Raw genomic sequence first — 17,832 nt, 5'->3', positions numbered from 1 at the left:
TGGAATTTTCCGAAACCTCTTACGCACACATTCCATCAAGCGAAGCTTCTAAACTCACGTTTTAACCATAGCCTACTATGAGGCTATGATTCATCCTAGTAGTCGAATAACGGCAGCAGGATCGAATCCAGGAACTTCGACTGGTATATCTTCGATTTTATTTCTGATCGGTGTTATCCGACCGATCATTTCTTTCTCAGCACGATTGACCTCATCCTCCAGCGCCTGTGCAATTAACTCAGGCGTAGGCAAATCGATGCTTGTTATGAAACTGCTTCTGCGGGAAAGATCTTTATTCATATATTTGTTGGTTATTGTCCTGATGCCAGAATAGGCCATTTCCAGAGGAGGATAACTTGGATGAGGCGAGATCATAAGCGAGAGGCCAATAGAGGCCTGGCTTAACAGACGGGCATATTCATCAAGCGACATTTTACCAGTGACAGTGCAATTTGGTACTGATCGCGCAAGAGAGGAATCAAATTCTTCGCCAATGCAGTATACCTTCCATTTGTTAGCCAGAACAGGGTTCCTTCGTGCCCAAAGGGCTAAGCCGTCAACTCCCGATTCAAAACAATTCCGCAACGCAGCAGGCCTCGAATAGAACAGAATAATTCTTTCCCGCAGCAAGCGAATGAGCGTGGCATCAACCTTTGCATTCGGCGTATAGCTTATGAGCATCTTGGTAGGGTGATTATATTTCGTTTCAAAATAGTGCAGAAGTTCCTCCGTATTGATGAGCGCTATAGTATCATCGCCTCGCATATAGGTCGATTCCGCCAAGGCATAACGGGTTGACCAGCCATAAAAATCGGGTTCAAAGTCCTGTATCAGGTAGACAACTTTTGGCGCATTGCCAAACAAGCTTTTCTGAAGGTCGTGCAACCGAAATGCGTTCAATGCGGTCCACCAAGCCGTAGCGATAAAAACGTCATCGGGACGGATATCCAGATATTTCTGTCTTCTCTGCGTCGCATCAACAATAACCCGTTTTGCGGGAGCCTCATCGCCTATCTGCTGAACAATATAGTCTTTCAAATTATCTGGGACATCTCCCACACGAGCTTCTGTTACGATAACGCGGACATCTACATCTTCGCCAGCTGTAGCCACTATCTGATCAAATATTTTAAGCGCAGTATCGATCCCCCCGAAGATCGAAGCTGGATCAACGATGGGCAACATGAGATTTAATCGCCGCCTCTCAATCCGCTGGGGAGCAGCGAGTATGCGGAGTGTTTCTCCTATTTTCATAGAAGCCACTCCAACCGCACCCTGCTCCGAACCCAAGAGCGGTATGAATTTACGATTGACGCCAAGTCGGTTTTTCTTGGGTGCCTGCGTATTTATGCGCGCCCAACTATGCCCTGATCTCTCGACAAAAAGTAATAATGACCTCTCTATTGCGTGTGCGAGAGTGCCATCGATTTGAGCATTTTCTTCTGGAAAATCGTCAAAAGATAAATCGAGATCGAGAAGCTGTTTAATAGCCGCCGAACGCCCCCAGAACATCGATCCCGAAGGAAACTCAAGGATCGTATTCGAATCCAGAACGACGCCAATTCTTGCCAACAGCTCTTTGGCAATTGGGAAATCAAAACCCCAATTTATATGCTGTTTTACTGGCTTGGCATGCTCTGGGTAAACGACGCCAATATTTTCAGACGAAAGTATCTCTAAATTGGATCTAGCGATGTCTTTGCTACCTGCCAAATTGTCGAACAAATAGCTGCGCCAGACGTTTCCAAGCCCATCGGCGTGCAAGGATTTTTTTGAATGAACATGTAAAAATGCTTCATACCGCTCATAAACATCACGAAAAGCAATATATTTAGGTGCAATATCGCGACCCTTGTTTGGTGTCACACGAATTTCAATCTCAATCGCCTCGACATCTGCCCGGTCGATTGTTTCACGAATCCTGTTTTTCTTTTCTTCTGTATCTGTCGTAATAAAAAACCCGAAAGGCAGAGGAATATTTTTAATATAACCGATCATTTCCTCTGTTAATTCAGGATAAAAAATATGTGCGACGACAGCTACCCTGTCGAAGACAATTTCATTTTCCGATTGTTTAAAAGGAATATTTAAAGATGGGTTGACATCATCAGGCAATGTTCGTGCCGTGACAGCACCAATGTTATTCAACTTCCCACCTTGGAGTTTTTGGTCAGTAATGTAGGAGGAAATTTCGTACGTACCCAATTTAAAATTAATAAACTTCAAACTGTGCGCTACTAAGCCCTTTACGCCTCTCGTTTTTAAAACATGGCTAGCTCGACGTACGTAATACATATAAATGTTCCAAAAATTCACAAGTTGAGGCAGTTTCACATCGTTCGAGCGTTATACGGATATCAGGCACATCGGACGATTTTTCGATCTGGCAACCATATCCATTATTTTGCACTATCAATAAATAAGGGATAGCTGAAACAGAGCTGCAAAAACAGCCTTATAAGAGCAATTCTAGAAATAGGCGTTAACCATTTTTTATCTGCCAAGCGCGAGCCATCGCCTCAATTTTTTTCTCCGCTTTTGCGATCATCGGCGTATAACGGCTATTGTCAAAACCCCACAGAGTGGAAGTGACGTCTTCATTATATCCAACCACAAATGGGATACAAACAACCACCCGGAGTCCTTTCTGCCTTTCCAAATATCTATCCACCGTGTTCGTGACTGCATCCGTATCAAGCGGATTCCATTTTGATAATAATTCCAAAGCACTCCGATTATATATGTTGAATACCATACTGGTCATTTTATCGATTATGACGTAGGTGCGATTACCAACCGTCTCTACGGACAGCACTTCCGCTTCAGGATTAATATCAGCCATTAAACCCGAAAAAATATCCCAGTTATTTCTTCTGGTATCTAGATATTGGTTAACCTGTTGCAGAACTTCATCAAAATTTTGTGGAAGAAGGGCATCATCTTCCATAACTGTCAGTCTCTCAATCTTATTGGAGAGTGCATATCGTGACAGAGCATTGAAGCTGCTACCGCATCCAATCCAGCCGATCCTGTGGCGAATTCCATCGAACAATTGGCAAGTTTCAGGCCGCGTACGGGCTATTGTTTTTCGCCGTTCAATTGTCTCAGGCAACGAGAGAGCAAAAAAATTGCTACTATCGGCAATGCAGACAGAATTCTCGAGAATAGCATTCGCGGGAATTGCCCCTAAGACCACTAGGAAGCGATCCAACATAAATTCGAAACGTTTGGAACTCGTAGAAACGGCATGTTGAACAGCTTGTTTCAGGGAACTTATATCGTCAAGCATCTGGGCGGCGGCGCTCATCATGCCCTCTACTGACCCCTCGTCGAAAAAGCGTACGGCCCCTTCAATTTCTGGATATTCGCTCTGATCTTGCGCTCCCTCGGAAAGGACCGGTACGCCCAAAGAGATGCACTCACAAATACGCGGCGTTTCCAGCAAAGCGCCATCATAATAATGAATATTTATAACAACCCGTGCCTGACGAATGATCTTATACATTTCATCGCCGAATACATCGTTGCATATTTTAACTTTATATTTTTGCTGAAGACGCGATAGGAATTTTCGCCTGCGTTCAGAACTCAGATTATCCCCGTAGAAAACAAAATCGTATTTTTTGAGCACTTCATCATCAATACCGCCCTGAACAGCGCCAATTGGCAAATAATGTACCTTAGGATACCCAACCCCTTTCCGAGCAAGAAAATCTATATTGCTAAGAGAATAATCAAGGACGCCAAGTGAATCCTTGAGGATCTTTATATATTCAGGCGTAAACCAACGAGAACTCACCGACTGCTCTAATTGAAATACGACACGTTTGTCGGTAGGGGGAAGTTGCGCAAACATCTGGGGGCAGAGAACGATGTAAAACTCATGGCTGAAATCCTCCAGAGGACCTGTCAGAACTTCACTTGAGATACCATGTGTGGACAAACGACGGGATATTGCATTTGCTATAAAAAGAGTATGCTGCGTGCACATAATTCCCCATGCACGTGTATTCCCGCTCGTCAGTCGACGATGCAACTTCACTTGTGTCTGTTCATCCCGATACCATCTTAGCCGACGTGCCAGACCGGAAAAATCTCCGCGAGCCAGATAACGTAACCCATTAGTTAATTGGCGAAAACGGCTTCGCAACTGTTTCATGGTGGTAAGCCCTCACTATCGCGCCAAGTGGCTTATCCCAATATCTTGTAGCTTAAGCCTTGAAATTGGGCGCACAAGTTGGGATCCAAAACCACTACCAAGTTTATGTATCGATTGGATATTTCAAATCTAGCATTTAAACGTATATGGCGTGGCACATGATACAAATATCAGATTTTTTCCTCTGGAACATTTCCTGCATAAGCGCATAACAGCGTTATGCCGGACACAGCCACAAAATGAAGAGCTAAAGTTGCTCATCAACTTTGTTGAGTGGAACAATTCTTGCGTGTCAGGCTCCAAAATAAGCTGGCAGAATGTCCGCAGGATTACCGTCCATCTTCACACGCCCATGTTCAAGCCAGATTACTCTGTTGCAATTTTTTTCCATCAATTCTTTCGAATGGCTGGCAAGAACCAGAATTTTCGTAGAATCTACCAATTCACGCATACGAGTGTTGGCCCGATCCTTGAAATCTTCATCCCCGGTCGAAAGCCACTCATCCATAATCAATATTTCCGGCCGAACAGCCGTCGATGTGGCGAAAGCCAACCGCAACTGCATACCTGATGAATAGGTACGGAAGGGCACATCGAGAAACTCTCCAAGTCCCGAAAAATCGGCAATTTGATCGAATTTCTCTGCAATTTCTTCTGGCGGCATTCCCATCATCGCCGAACGAAGGCGAATATTCTCACGCCCCGTTGCATCCGGATCGATACCCAAGTTGATGTTAATCAACGAGACACAATGTCCATCAATAACAGCACTTCCATGCGTTGGCGTGTAAATACCCGATAGCACTCGTAATAAGGTGGTTTTACCGGAGCCATTATGCCCAATCAGCCCTACCCGATCCCCATCCCTAAAGGTCAGAGACACATTATCAAGACCACGCACAATCACAAGGCGGTCTGTACGTCTTTCAATCTTTCCGCCTGTTGCGATACTGAGAACACGATTTTTTAGCGAACGGCTCGATGAATTATAAATAGGAAATTCAACGCTTACATTTTGAAGCTTAATTGCACTCATTGCCTACAACCAATACGCTACACGCCAACGATACCGCCCGAAAAACACGATTGCGACAATCCAACCGACAATCGCAAGAGCAATTGTAAAGCTCCAGTCGAGCATTGTTGGAGCCGCCCCGAGCAGAGGAGCTCTGACAAGTTCTATCAAGTGAAAGAATGGATTCCATTCTATAAAGGCGCGCGAAACATGATCGGGAAGAATTTTCACCATCCACATGATAGGCGTCGCATAAAACATCACTTGCAACACGTTTGTCACGACCTGCGTCATATCGCGAAATCTGGCGCACAAAACCGCCAAGATCAGTGTCATCCACGCAAGATTGACACATATCACCAAAAACCCAGGAAGCGCCCACAGCACATTGAAACTCAGCATTCTGCCAAGGATGATGAACAAAATGGGAAAAATAACGATGTTATGAGCAAATATTACAACGTTACGCCAGATTGTACGCAATATATGCGTAAACAATGGCATACGGACTTGCAGAATTATACCTTCAGACGAGGTAAAAGTTGTGCAGCCCTCGCCAATAACCGTTGAGATAAATCCCCAAGTAATGATTCCTGCGCAGAGATACGGCAGAAACTCGCGCATTTCGCTTTGGAAAAGTGTGCCAAAAATCAAACCAAGCGCACCAATAAAAACCGCCATGTTGAGCGTGAGCCAAAAAGCCCCCACTCTAGAGCGACGATATCGTTGAGCGACATCCTGCCATCCGAAAATTAACGCTAAGCGATATTTCGATAAAGCCTCCGAAATGTCCCCTATGGCCACCTTAGCTCCTTTGGTTGGCTCTGCCATTCCAACCTCATGAGGCACTTCCGCTCTAGATATCTCGATACTCATGATTTTTCCGGGCCAATCTGCTATTTGTCACGACAGCCATCTTCTCGAATAAATTTACTCAGTCCGCCGTAGCGTAATTGAAGAAATGTAACTGTAAAGTCAACTCCGTCGTTGCTGGCGAATGCGGCACATTTAGGACTCTGAACTGCACCCATTTCGACGGGACAGTCGGCATAAGCAGAAAGGCTCAAGCACAGGTGTGAGTGAAACAATTTGTAGCGGTTTGCTGGACCGAAACATTATCGATTGAAATCTGTGCTAACAGAAAACCGCAACTGCATAAATTCATGCGGAATTTACAGCCGATTAGAAAATAGACAAGATTATTATGCGGCGATGCACAGCCCTTTTGAGGGAGCCTCATCTACAGACGAGGGCCTTGCGGAACTTCGAAGCCGTGGACTTCGCAACATTGGAATGGGAAGATTGGTTCAACAGCCGCCGCCTTCTGGAGCCCATCCGCAACATACTGCCAGCCGACGCAGAAGAACGATACTAAACCATGCTGACCGCGCCAGCCTTAACTGGCCAACTTGAACGTGTTAACGCTTGTCGCCTCGAAACCGGGCCGATTTACCGAGCCTGTAGAAGCGGCTGAATGTACGGGCATATCCTGCGTCCGGGTTTATGTACCAAAGTTCGGAGGTCATGCCGTTAGGAACGATACGCCCCAGACGCGGATGACCCAGGAATGTGCCGACAAGGCATACGGCGTCCCGACGATCAAAATCCCAGTTGTCGATCAATGGCGCATCCGCCAGCTCCTTGGGATCTGGATGCTCACCATTGAGCAGGCGTTCGAGATCATGAACAAGCGCTTTCAGGGTCTTGATTTCTGCTGCAAGTCTTTCCCGGTTGAATGCGCCATCGTTTGCGATAATTGCCATGAGATATTCCTTTCATTGAATATGCGGGATCGTTCGCGTTCGAGCAGACGAGCACGTTTTGGAATGAACCCGGATTGTTGGTTGAGTTGGGCGCCAGCCGGGGCGACCGCTCAGGTCGGGCCGGGTGTGTTCGTCTCCTGAGACCTGCTATCCACTGCGCTCACCGAAGCATGACTGCCTTGCTGATCCTGTCGCTGGACGGCATCGTTGAGAATAGCGGTGACGGTTTCACCCTCCAGAACGCCATGTTCGAGCAATGCCTCGGCAAGCGTTCTGTGTGCTGCCGCGTAACGGACAAGTCCGTGACGGGCGGCGTCATAGGCTTTTTGCAGCCGCTCATTGACACGGTTCGTTACAGGATGGTCCGCATGGAGCAGTTCCCCTCGTGCCACGCCGTCGCAAAACAGCAATGGCCGCTCTCTGGCAAAGCCGTATGTCGTTTCCATTGCCAGCGTCAGATCAGTTGCATTGGCGAGATCACTTCCCGGTCGCATCCCGGAGCCGACAGAGACATCTCCAAGAACAAGCTCTTCCGCCGCCCTTCCCGCCAGCATCACGGCAAGATTGTCTTCGCAATCCTTTTCCAGCGGAATAAGCTTGCGACGCTCCATTGCAAAACCGAACCCCACCTGTTCTTCAATGCTGAGCGTCAGCGGATGGCCGACTTGTAGCACATGACGGATGAGAGCATGGCCTGCCATGCGCCAGCGCTCTTCCGGCAGGATCGCCCGGCGATTGCCGGTAATGCCGTTTTCAATATCCTTCCATGTAAGCTGGCGCTTCTTTCGGCGTGCCTGCTGGCGGGCCTGACGCACAATCCGCTCAATATCGGCCCCGGTCATGCCCTGTGCCTTTAACGCCAGAGGGCGCAGATCGTGCAAACGCCTGAGACGTTCATCTGATTTGCAAGCCGTCATCGCTGTTGCTCCGCTTGTCGTGTTTCCAGCACAGCATCGAGATCAGCGCCCAGATGATGCGCGAGAATGCCGACCAATGCATCCGTGTCAGGTTTTGGTATCCGGACATGGGTTTCCAGCCGTCCTGACCGTAACAATGCTTCATCAATATCGTCAGGCCGGTTGGTCGCACCCACAATGACGATGCCTTCCTGTCTAACTGCGCCATCCATCAATTCCAGCAGTTGATTGACGACAGCGTTCCAGTAATCCGCATAATCGCGCGACGGATCCTGTCGCCGCCCGATGCTGTCGATCTCATCAATAAACAGAATGACCGGGGCATGAGACGCCGCTTCTTCAAAAGCACTCTTCATGCGTAGCAACACATCACCAAGATGGCTCATCCGAAGCCATGTTGCGATAGACGTTGCAAGGACAGGAATGCACAGGCTGTTACACAGCGCCCGTGCAAAAGTGGTCTTGCCGGTGCCAGGCGGGCCGGACAGAAGCAGCCGTGTGCTCATGTCAGACCAGACGAGCGATCCTGATGTCCACAATGCAAGGTCTTCCTTGAGCGCCAGCGCCCAATCCACCGCCTCGCCATAGCCTGACAGGTTTTCCACGCACAGAGTTGGTGTTCGACGCATGGCGCTCTCTGCGGAACCGACGTCACTGAAGCCATCATCGAGCAGTTCTGGTTCAATCAATCGGCTGTCGGAAACAATCTTTCTGCCATGCCGACCGCGTTCTCCTGTCGAGAACGGGTTTTTGTCATCGGTGTTATCCTTCTTTTTATCTGCCTCTTTCTGCTTTTGCTTCTCTACCGGGCATGCCTGCTTTCTTCCCTCCAGTTCCCATTGGGCCAGCAAATAGGCAAAAGTTTCCTGGCGTGTGTCTGCGTCCCGGAACGAGTGTCTCAACTCTCGTAATGAACCGAGCGTGAACTCCTCGGGAAAAACGGTGTCGGCATCGTGTGCAGTCACCGCATCGAGCAGCCGGTTGAGAAGAGCACCGTCAAGCACACCGGTATCAAGGACAATATCTGCTACCACCTTGAGTTTGGCTGGAATCTCGTATCGCATATCAACGATACCGAGAAGCCATTCGCCGCGTGACAGTGCATCTCCAATGCTGTCTTCATCGATCAGCGCCAGTTTCTCAAATCCATCAGCATCGATAGTATTGATAATGACATCAGCCGGACGGAGGCGGCCCCTTGTGCGCTTTAACTGCCGGATCGTTGTCGTTCCCCAATGTTCAAGGGGTCGCACCACAACGTGCCCGCGATAAAGCCGCTGTTCATTCAACATCCGGAGCAGGATATCTTCGAAGCCTTCGATATTGGTGCGTATAATGACAAGTCCGGATCGTCTGCGTGAAAGCTCCATCAAGCGGTTTTGCCCGAAACTCCCCTCCTCCAGAGCGCGTGCCAGCAGATGACACACTGCGATATCGCCAATATCCGGCTCGACATGAAAGCAGCGCAGGAATTTCAAAAGATATGTTCGCTCGACGGGAGCGTGGGGCATGTCGCTCAGGAACATTGGAAATGGCAGCGAAAGGGCAAACTGATCTTGCACGCTGGAAGCACTCAGATTGAAGCTGGCACCGAGATAAGCGTTCAAGGCGCGCAGGTCATGAACCGGATGACCGGTCAGAAGCATGGCCGGTCTATATTCGTCACCGGGGTCGGACGCCGGGTCCGGCATATCGAAGCGCATCGCGAAAAATCCGTCGATGTCGACTTCAGTGTGAGACAATAGATCGAGTTCACAAAACACCTGTCGCACGTCGCGATACAAAGCATGTTTCAGGCGGGCAAGCAGATGCCGCCCAAGCCGGCTTGCGCCGGGTGGTGAAATGGTCATGAAGCGACCTCATGGATAGAAGAGTGAATTCCTAAGCATATCCCGAAAAGCGGCAACCGGTTCTGGGATCGAGACATGCATACAGCAAGGAAACAGTGCGGCTTCAGCGACTCCGTTTTAGCCAGAACCGCTCCAGCGGCATCTCGTCAACGCGACGCGTGATCAGGCATCAGGATTTGAACTTGCGGTAAAGACGCACTATCGATGGCTTCGACCGCAATCTTCGCAATCTCTTTATTGATCAGCCGTGCTTGCTCTGCTTCCGTTTTTGCAAATGTGTCGCCAATCCAGATGATAAGCTCTTCCCTAAGCGCTTCCTGTACATTGAGGGCTTTCTTTGCGACCCCCGGTACGCCGATCAGCCGATCAAGATCAGCCAGTGCCCAGATCCCTTCCTCGGCCTGGCTTTCATTGAGCAACGGATCAATCAGCGCGAATTCATATTGTTCGATGTCGATGCCATAATATTGTGACGCCAGACGTCCCCACATGGATGGTGTGTTCGATGCTGCAGTGCGCCACTGACACAAGGTGTCTTTGTGCACACTGACGCCGTAAACCATGCTCAATACGCGGAGTTGTTTCTGTTTCGCATCATAATGCAGCAAATCAAAAGCATAGGGTCTTGCCGGAAGCGCTGAAGCGGCAATCTCGATGTCAGTTTTGGCCGGAGCTGATTTGGACGCAACAGACTCGATCACATGATTAAGCGTATCACGCGTAATCGGCATTGAGCGTGTCGGTGCCGTATCACCAGAAACCTTTGCCCGCGCTGATGCTTCTTCGATCAATCCCAGCAGCTTCTCGCCCTCGTTCCAGATCGCCCATCGTAGCAGTGTATCGCGAGCCGCAAGCTTCTGGCTTTGCCGGTCATCGGCACGGTCAATCCCATGAAAAAGCCAGGACAAGTATAGTGAGGCGTTTAATTCGCGTCTGAAGTTGCGAACAGGCATCTTGTGTTCGATAAGATCGATATAACCGACGACCGTTTCTGCAAACATAGTTTCTCCTTCCCCGAAGCGATGCAATCGCCGGAGCAAAATGGGTGTGAAAGGACGGCCGCGCTTGCCCATGCAAGCAGCGTCAGATTTTGAAGACAGCAAAGACCGTGACGTTGCGCGCGAACGCACACGACCAGAGCGCCAGAATGAAAGTTGGGAGTTCGGGCTTTAAAGAGCGCCGAACGCGTTAGGGGTGGAAATTATTTCCGCTGTCGAGCCGCCATGCCGACGAGGAATTCAGGCCATAGATCTTTTAATCCGGGACAAATGTCGATAATAACCAGCATAAGCTTGGCTCCTGTTCTTGGCAGGCTAAGTTAGTCTCCATTCTGGTGTTCCAGCACCGGAATGGAGGCGTCTGATCAATCAGACAAAGTGACTATTGCAGGATCTCAAACGCGCCGCAAGGATCCAAATGAAAAAAGATCCCAAGACAGCATTTTTACCTAAGTCCCGGATATCACCGGCTTTTTCGTTTTTGTGCCTACGGTTTAAAAAGCCAGTGGCTGCAAGGCTTTTGTGTCTGTCAACGACAAATCAGCACAATTAAATAAGGTGAAAGTTATCCACAGGCAGGGTCCAGAAGAGGTGGTTCGGGAAATCTGGACAGCGGAGATAAGTGGAATTTCTGCCTGACTTCGGCTTAGATGCCGAGAACAGGAGATACCATGACGAGACGACCACGCCGGAACCACAGCCCGGCTTTCAAGGCAAAGGTGGCGCTTGCCGCCATTCGAGGCGAGCAGACACTGGTGGAATTGTCCCAGCAGTTCGACGTGCATGCCAACCAGATTAAGCAGTGGAAAGACCAGCTCCTTGAGGGGGCGACCGGCGTTTTCGGTGATGAGAACAAGGCGGAACCGACAGGGCCAACCGTTGATGTCAAAACGCTTCATGCCAAAATCGGCGAACTGACGCTGGAGAACGATTTTTTGTCCGGTGCGCTCGGCAAGGCGGGATTGCTGGGCGGAAAAAAATGATTGACCGCGCGCACAAGCTGTCGGTTGCAAGGCAGGCCCGGCTTCTCGGCTTCAGCCGTAGCAGCGTCTACTATTCTCCACGATCAGTGTCGGACAGCGATCTGGCTTTGATGCGGCGGATCGACGAACTGCATCTCGACTACCCTTTTGCCGGAAGTCGGATGTTGCAAGGGCTTTTGAGAGGAGAAGGGCTGGAAACTGGGCGGCTTCATATCGCAACGCTGATGAAAAAGATGGGCATTGAGGCAATCTATCGCCGCCCGAACACCTCGAAGCCAGCGCCAGGTCACAAAATCTATCCCTATCTCCTGCGCAAGCTGGCGGTCACCCGGCCCAACCAGGTGTGGGCAATGGATCTGACCTATATCCCCATGGCGCGTGGTTTTGTCTATCTCTGCGCCGTCGTGGACTGGTTCAGCCGCAAGGTTTTATCGTGGCGACTGTCGATCACGATGGAAGCGGCCTTCTGCATCGAAGCGGTTGAGGAAGCGCTGGCCCGCTATGGCAAGCCGGATATCTTCAACACAGATAGTCAGAAGATGATAGCCAGTTCCCGGGCGGTTTGTCTCAAACACCGATCGATCGCTTGGTAGGCTGGCGCTGCAAGGCGTCCAGGTGTGGCTTGACCCACACTCCGATCGACCAGCGTGTCTTTCCCTGGACCTGTCAGCCGCCGGATCAGGTCTACTTCAACGCGCTGACACCAATGATGGTGGCGGCATAATCGCGGCGGAAATCCACTTAGCGAAACGCCCGAAACTGTTCAGACAAACCGAGCCACCTCTAACTAAAAATGCCGCCCCGTTTATGGCAGGGCGGCATGATTAAGTGCGAAGTTATCTCAAACTATTCATAGAGATCGCATATTTGGGCGCAATTTCTATATCAATTAGAACTTCACGTTAAACGAAGCATTGAAGCCATTCTGGGTGGTTCCATTGCCGAACTGACCAACATAGCTCACACCCAAGGTCGAAGCTTTGGTAATGGCAACATCAAAGCCTGCCTCCAGAAGGGCTGCATCCTTGGCGATTGGCGCGCCCTGCACGGTGAATGCACTGCCTCCAATAAAGGCTTGCGTGGATTCTGGCGTGATATCGCCGTATGCGTGCCTCCAGCCGATAGTGCCTTTTAGATTGGCAGTGGTTGCGCCGAGCTGGAGAGGCGTAGACGCACGCACACCCAGAGTCGTGAATGTCGTATTGGTCGTTTCGCTTTCAACCGTAAGTGCGGACGCCCCACCCTTTTCGGTATAGCCATCTGTGCGCAGTCTGATGTGCGACAGGTTCGCGAATGGTTCAAGTGAAGCGGGAGCGACATCGATTCGATAGCCGACTTCGCCAAATGCCTGAAGTGTCCGGGCATCATAATCCGCAGCCAGACTATCGCCATAGCCCACATAGGACGTCGAACGGGAAGAATCCACGCCATGCCATGTGTGAATAAGTCCAGCCCTCAGGCCGAGCGCCCCCCATTGGTTGCCGCCATAGACACCCAGATGCCAATTGTCGCTTGTAGCCGAAGCATAACGGCCCTTGGCATCAATATCCGTCTCACTGTAGCCTCCGACAAACCCGACGCGCCAGCCTGATGCAAACCCGACATCCAGACCAGATAGGAAGCCACCTGTCGAGGTCTTAAGACCACCTGCATTCGAGTTCCCGTCATGGTCGATCCACGAACCGAACCCAGTTGCCCAAAATGCGTAATTATAAGAAGGCTGGGCAATGCTAGCATCATCAATGGCAGCACCCGCACCCGTTTTCGCTGATTGAGCGAATGAAAGCACAGGCATTGCTTTCGCGCCAACACCTTCAAATGCCGACCGCAAGCGGTTGTTGACCGCATCCGCTGTAAGATGGGCAGTTTCAATCAGACCGGTCTTGACCGATGCGTTCGCATCGCCGGAAAGATGATGGAAGGCTTCACGTGCATCTTCAACCGAAGACAGTGCAATAGCCCCTGCAACGCCATGAGAAAGCGGCAGTTGGTCGATTGCATTGGCGACGGCCACCTGGTTGGCAGTCTGAGCAATCGAACTGAAACTGGTGCTGTTCCGTTCAACCGTAAGGGTAACGTCTGTTGCACTTTGAGCAAGACTGGTATCAAGGAATGCGCTTGGCTCGGCCAAACTTGCGGACTGGAACTGCCCGTCAATAGCGCCTGCGGTAAGGATCGTATAAGGCGAAGCCAGCTTGAAACCGTCCATCGGACTTACGGTAACAATACCATCGAGATAAGCGGTTCCAGCCACCGTTACCAGATCGGCGTCACCACTGAGATCGACGTCTACCTGATAGACTGACGAAGGCGTCAGATTAAGATCGCCACCTATATCGACGCGACCAATGGAATTGCCCGGCGCCAAGGTGCCGCCGTTATTAAGATCGCCGCCAACACGCCAGTTACCGCCAAGAATGGATGTATCATCTACATTCACATCGCCGCCGACGACGATACGATTGTCAATCGAACCACCCGTGGTCGATGAACCATCAGCGAGATTGACATTGCCGCCAATCGTACCGCCCTGGCTACTGAAAGAATAGCTGGTGCCAGTACCATTAAGATTACCAGCAACATTGGCCTCACCCTCAAAGTCGACGCTACCGCCCTGAAAGCCGAAGAAGTTGCGAACGCCATGCAGAAGACCTGCCCAGTTTGCACCTTCTTCCAGCGTCACATCCGTGCCACCGGTGGTTTTGGCGTCCTCATCGATAATATCGCCCTGGGATGTGGAGCCAGCTCCGAGAGTCAGCTGAACAACACCATCAGCACCATTCGTGCTTCTATTGACACGCAGGAGCGTACCATTGTTCTGCGTGGCAACGGTTCCTTGACCAAGCGTGATGCTCTGGGTTTGTCCTGCTTTATTCAAAGAGGCTACGAACGTTTCTTGGGCTGTAGCTATTGTCGTGTTGTCAAGCGTGACAACCGCATTGTCCGTCAACCCAATACCATGGCCTTTCTCCGAGGTGAGAATAGAATCTGTGGCGGAAAATACACTGCCATACTGGACCCAACCTATATGAGAATTTTCGCCAGAAACTGCGATTGAGCTATTAACCAAGCTGATCTCACCTGACGTATGCCCGTAGGTCGCCCCCTCATCGGCACCGGCCTGAAAACCGACGCTGTTATCACCGTAAGTGACGACAGTCAGATTTTCCGCATTAATGCGACCAGAAGCTAAACCAAAGTTTCCGCCGCCACCAACAGCAACCAGTCCGGTTGGCGCTTCATGTGGACTATTTTCATTCGCCCCACCGTGAACGCTGAATGTTCCACCCTTGATATTTAGCGTACCACCTTCTACGGCCCACGCAGCATTACCTACATCGCCATATGTGGTAATATTGACATTCTCGGCATTCAGTACCGATCCAGCACTCAACGCATAAACACCATAGGCCATGAAGCCTTCCGTGGTGATTGCCAGATCGTTCAATGAAACCGTACCGCCGTCAATTGCGTAAGCACCATAAGCTCGCTGTCCGACGGTATGGATTGTGGTTCCTGTTGCTGAAACACTTGCTCCTGCTCCCTCTGAAAGGATCGCATATCCCCGCGACCCGTCACCGTCCTGCGTGCCCTGTCCTTTGGCACTTGCAGTCGTAATGGAGCCACCAATAAGAGAAATATTAGCAGTTTCCGGTCCAGCGGCTTTGGCATAGACACCATATGCATGCTTATCGCTATGCGTGGTGATATTAACATCAGTAGCGATAACCGAGGTATTCGCTTGATCGGCAACGATGCCCCAAGCCCGATCTCCGGAAGTGCCGATGGTAGTTCCGGTCAGTATAATATTGGTATCTTGACCCGCAACAACACCATGCCCTTTCTCACCAATTGTCGTTATAGAACTGCCAACCAGTTCAAGAAAGCTGTTATTACCATAGGTGAAAACACCAAAACCGTTGACCCCACTAGTTGCAATCGTGACATCGTGGGCTGTCAGGCTGGAACCCTTCTGTGAATAAAGAGCGAAGGAATCGTTGCCCTGTGTGGAAATGAGGCCGCCCTGAATGCTGGCTGTCGCGTTAGTTTCGACATGCACACCGTGAGAGTTGTTGCCAGTTGTAGAAATATCGGTGCCAATAGTGGCGATATGCGCGCCGCTACTACCCAATATACCGCGTGTATATTGTGAACCAGTCGCGCTAACCGAACCACCCGTAAGATTTACGATTGAGTTTGCGCCAGCACGAATGCCTGCAGCGAGGCTGTGTCCTGCAGGACCAACACCATTTGACGAAATAGTGGCATTGGTGCCTGTCAGGCTACCGCCCGCTCCGACAGTAATCGCACTAACTCCCGATCCGCCACCAATATAGTTAACCACCTGACCATCCGGCAATTCTAGATTCCCGTTCGGCGCTACCGTTATAGGTGGAACAAGAGGATCGTCCGCAGCTATCCCGTGACTGATTGCAACAAACGACATCCCTGTTGCCAGCGATAGAGAAAGTGCCGTGGAACCCAAAACGCGAGCCAGATCTCTGGATATTATAGACATAGGCTATCCTTCAGTACTTGTCCGCGTTGCGGACACATATGATTGCATGATTACAGGTTGAGATAAGAGAAAGCCCTGTGCGTGCGTGGCACGGGACATCACAGCAGCGACAAGCTGCGGACTGGTTTCGACCCCTTCCACCACGACTATTGGAGCTGCGCATCTTGCGAGCCCAACCATATGATGGAGACTGGTCCCAGCCTCTTTGGATTCCTTGATGTTCTGAACAAACAGAGCATCAATTTTGACAATATCGACCTCTAGGCTCAGCAATTGTCCCGGCGTAATATGCCCCCGCCCGAAATCATCTATTGCAATTCGACAGCCAAGCTGGCGCGCTTGACGAAATGCCTTGTTTGCACTTGTCACATCACGCAGAGGGCGAGTTTCTGTGACCTCGAGAATTAACCGGTCGGCGAGATAAGAACGATTTTTGAGCTGAACTTCGATTGGAAGCCACGCGGCTTCATCCGCAACACTATCAGCGGAAATATTGCACCCCAGAACCGCTCGGGAATCTGCGGCAAGCTCATCCAAGACAAGCTTGACCATGTGGCGATCCAAGACAGGCGTACTACCGCGACTATCCAGTACAGGAATAAAATCGCCTGCATTATGGACACACCCATCACGCGCCAACAAGCGCGCGAGACATTCGCCATATAACATATGGTCAACATTTGTGACCGAATGAACGCCCTGAATAGCGACACAGATGCGATTATCACAAATCGCATCTATTACCGCTGATTCTAAGCAATCACAAAGTATTCCATGCTGATCAATCAATAACGCCCCCCTACAATGGGACGTTGAACAATAATGAATCCAGAGGAAGCGGCACCCGTGAAAAGGGAACCCTTATTCGGAGAGACTCCATCTATTAAATTGCGCATGCGAATGCCCCCATCGCCCCCAAATTCACCACATTTTGGTAGGTGAATCTGCCAAGAACAGCGCTCACAGATATTCAACTAACTCCTACAATAAGGGTTCCCTTTCTGTCAACCCAATAAAGAAAGCTCTAAGCCAAATAAAATAAATAAAAGCAAGGAATACCGATTAACTCCACGGACAGACGGCAGCTTTCTTGGCGTTACGCAAGAAGAGAACCAAGCCAGCGAGAGAATAAAAATAGGGTATGCTCGCGTGTCTACCGATGACCAGAAGATGGACATGCAAATTAATGCCCTGAAAAGAGCAGGATGTAGGCATATATATACCGATCAGGGGATTTCCGGCGCTACACCTGAAAGACCAGGCTTGCAGCAGGCACTAAAAAGTTTGACTGATGGTAACATGCTGGTCGTGTGGAGACTTGATCGACTCGGGCGGTCACTGATCCAGCTCGTTGAACTTGTAAACTCTTTGGGGAATCGCGGAGTTGAGTTTCGATCACTTTCTGAAAGTATCGATACCAGTTCGTCGGGCGGGAGACTTGTTTTTCACATAATGGCAGCTCTCGCAGAGTTTGAACGCACATTAATAAGCGAGCGCACGCGCGCTGGTATGGAGGCAGCCAGACTTAAAGGAATACATGTCGGTCGCCCACGCAAGATTAAACAAAAAGACAATAATATGATAATTGAACCCTGAAATGAGATTACAAATGGCGTCATCTAATCGAG

At 50.0% G+C, this 17,832-nt stretch carries 10 protein-coding genes and 3 pseudogenes; 3 read left to right on the top strand and 10 right to left on the bottom strand.

The genetic code is table 11. The features are described from left to right. Window positions 1-90: 90 nt before the first annotated feature. The 4 genes from KUG47_RS09715 to KUG47_RS09700 all read right to left on the bottom strand — a co-directional run bounded on the left by KUG47_RS09715 (window position 91) and on the right by KUG47_RS09700 (window position 6,050). Window positions 91-2,295 (bottom strand): rhamnan synthesis F family protein, encoded by a 2,205-nt coding sequence (locus KUG47_RS09715; RefSeq protein WP_217677749.1) that lies wholly within the window; start codon window positions 2,293-2,295, stop codon window positions 91-93. 187 nt (window positions 2,296-2,482) lie between these two features. After that, the gene (locus KUG47_RS09710) at window positions 2,483-4,159 is read right to left on the bottom strand and encodes a glycosyltransferase family protein (protein WP_217677748.1); all 1,677 of its coding nucleotides are present in this window, start codon (window positions 4,157-4,159) and stop codon (window positions 2,483-2,485) included. 292 nt (window positions 4,160-4,451) lie between these two features. Further along, window positions 4,452-5,195 carry an ABC transporter ATP-binding protein gene (locus KUG47_RS09705; protein WP_217677747.1) on the bottom strand — a complete coding sequence of 248 codons (744 nt, stop codon included), beginning with the start codon at window positions 5,193-5,195 and terminating at the stop codon, window positions 4,452-4,454. A 3-nt stretch (window positions 5,196-5,198) separates the two neighbouring features. After that, a complete protein-coding gene (locus KUG47_RS09700; RefSeq protein ID WP_217677746.1) occupies window positions 5,199-6,050 on the bottom strand; it encodes an ABC transporter permease in 852 nt (283 codons plus the stop codon). Window positions 6,051-6,409: 359 nt separating this feature from the next. Here KUG47_RS09700 and KUG47_RS16860 point away from each other — a divergent pair. After that, window positions 6,410-6,549, top strand: a pseudogene (locus tag KUG47_RS16860) (IS3 family transposase); the annotation flags it as partial. Between the two features lie 43 nt (window positions 6,550-6,592). Here the strand turns inward: KUG47_RS16860 and KUG47_RS09695 are convergent. From KUG47_RS09695 to KUG47_RS09680, 4 genes are all read right to left on the bottom strand, one after another. After that, the gene (locus KUG47_RS09695; protein ID WP_217677745.1) at window positions 6,593-6,937 is read right to left on the bottom strand and encodes a DUF6634 family protein; all 345 of its coding nucleotides are present in this window, start codon (window positions 6,935-6,937) and stop codon (window positions 6,593-6,595) included. A gap of 110 nt (window positions 6,938-7,047) precedes the next feature. Further along, window positions 7,048-7,854 carry an ATP-dependent metallopeptidase FtsH/Yme1/Tma family protein gene (locus tag KUG47_RS09690; protein ID WP_217677744.1) on the bottom strand — a complete coding sequence of 269 codons (807 nt, stop codon included), beginning with the start codon at window positions 7,852-7,854 and terminating at the stop codon, window positions 7,048-7,050. After that, entirely contained in the window at window positions 7,851-9,704 is a 1,854-nt protein-coding gene (locus tag KUG47_RS09685; RefSeq protein WP_217677743.1) for an AAA family ATPase, read from the bottom strand. Before KUG47_RS09685 ends, KUG47_RS09690 begins: the two co-directional genes overlap by 4 nt. A gap of 146 nt (window positions 9,705-9,850) precedes the next feature. Continuing rightward, window positions 9,851-10,777, bottom strand: coding sequence for a hypothetical protein (locus KUG47_RS09680; RefSeq protein WP_217677742.1), 927 nt, complete (start codon window positions 10,775-10,777; stop codon window positions 9,851-9,853). Between the two features lie 596 nt (window positions 10,778-11,373). Between KUG47_RS09680 and KUG47_RS09675 the strand changes: the two are divergent. Then, window positions 11,374-12,215 (top strand): annotated as a pseudogene (locus tag KUG47_RS09675) (IS3 family transposase); the annotation flags it as partial. A gap of 359 nt (window positions 12,216-12,574) precedes the next feature. Here the strand turns inward: KUG47_RS09675 and KUG47_RS09670 are convergent. Next, window positions 12,575-16,030, bottom strand: a complete 3,456-nt coding sequence (locus tag KUG47_RS09670) for an autotransporter domain-containing protein (protein ID WP_217677741.1) — start codon at window positions 16,028-16,030, stop codon at window positions 12,575-12,577. Between the two features lie 177 nt (window positions 16,031-16,207). Next, on the bottom strand, window positions 16,208-16,993 hold the full coding sequence (locus tag KUG47_RS09665; RefSeq protein WP_217677740.1) for an EAL domain-containing protein: 786 nt from the start codon (window positions 16,991-16,993) through the stop codon (window positions 16,208-16,210). Window positions 16,994-17,332: 339 nt separating this feature from the next. Between KUG47_RS09665 and KUG47_RS09660 the strand changes: the two are divergent. Then, a pseudogene (locus tag KUG47_RS09660) lies at window positions 17,333-17,752 on the top strand (recombinase family protein); the annotation flags it as partial. Window positions 17,753-17,832: the final 80 nt, after the last annotated feature.

The organism is Falsochrobactrum tianjinense, from assembly GCF_019100495.1.
In the GTDB taxonomy this organism is placed as follows: Bacteria; Pseudomonadota; Alphaproteobacteria; order Rhizobiales; family Rhizobiaceae; genus Brucella; species Brucella tianjinense.
The sequence above is the reverse complement of the archived record's forward strand: the minus strand, read 5'-3'. Positions and strand labels throughout refer to the sequence as shown.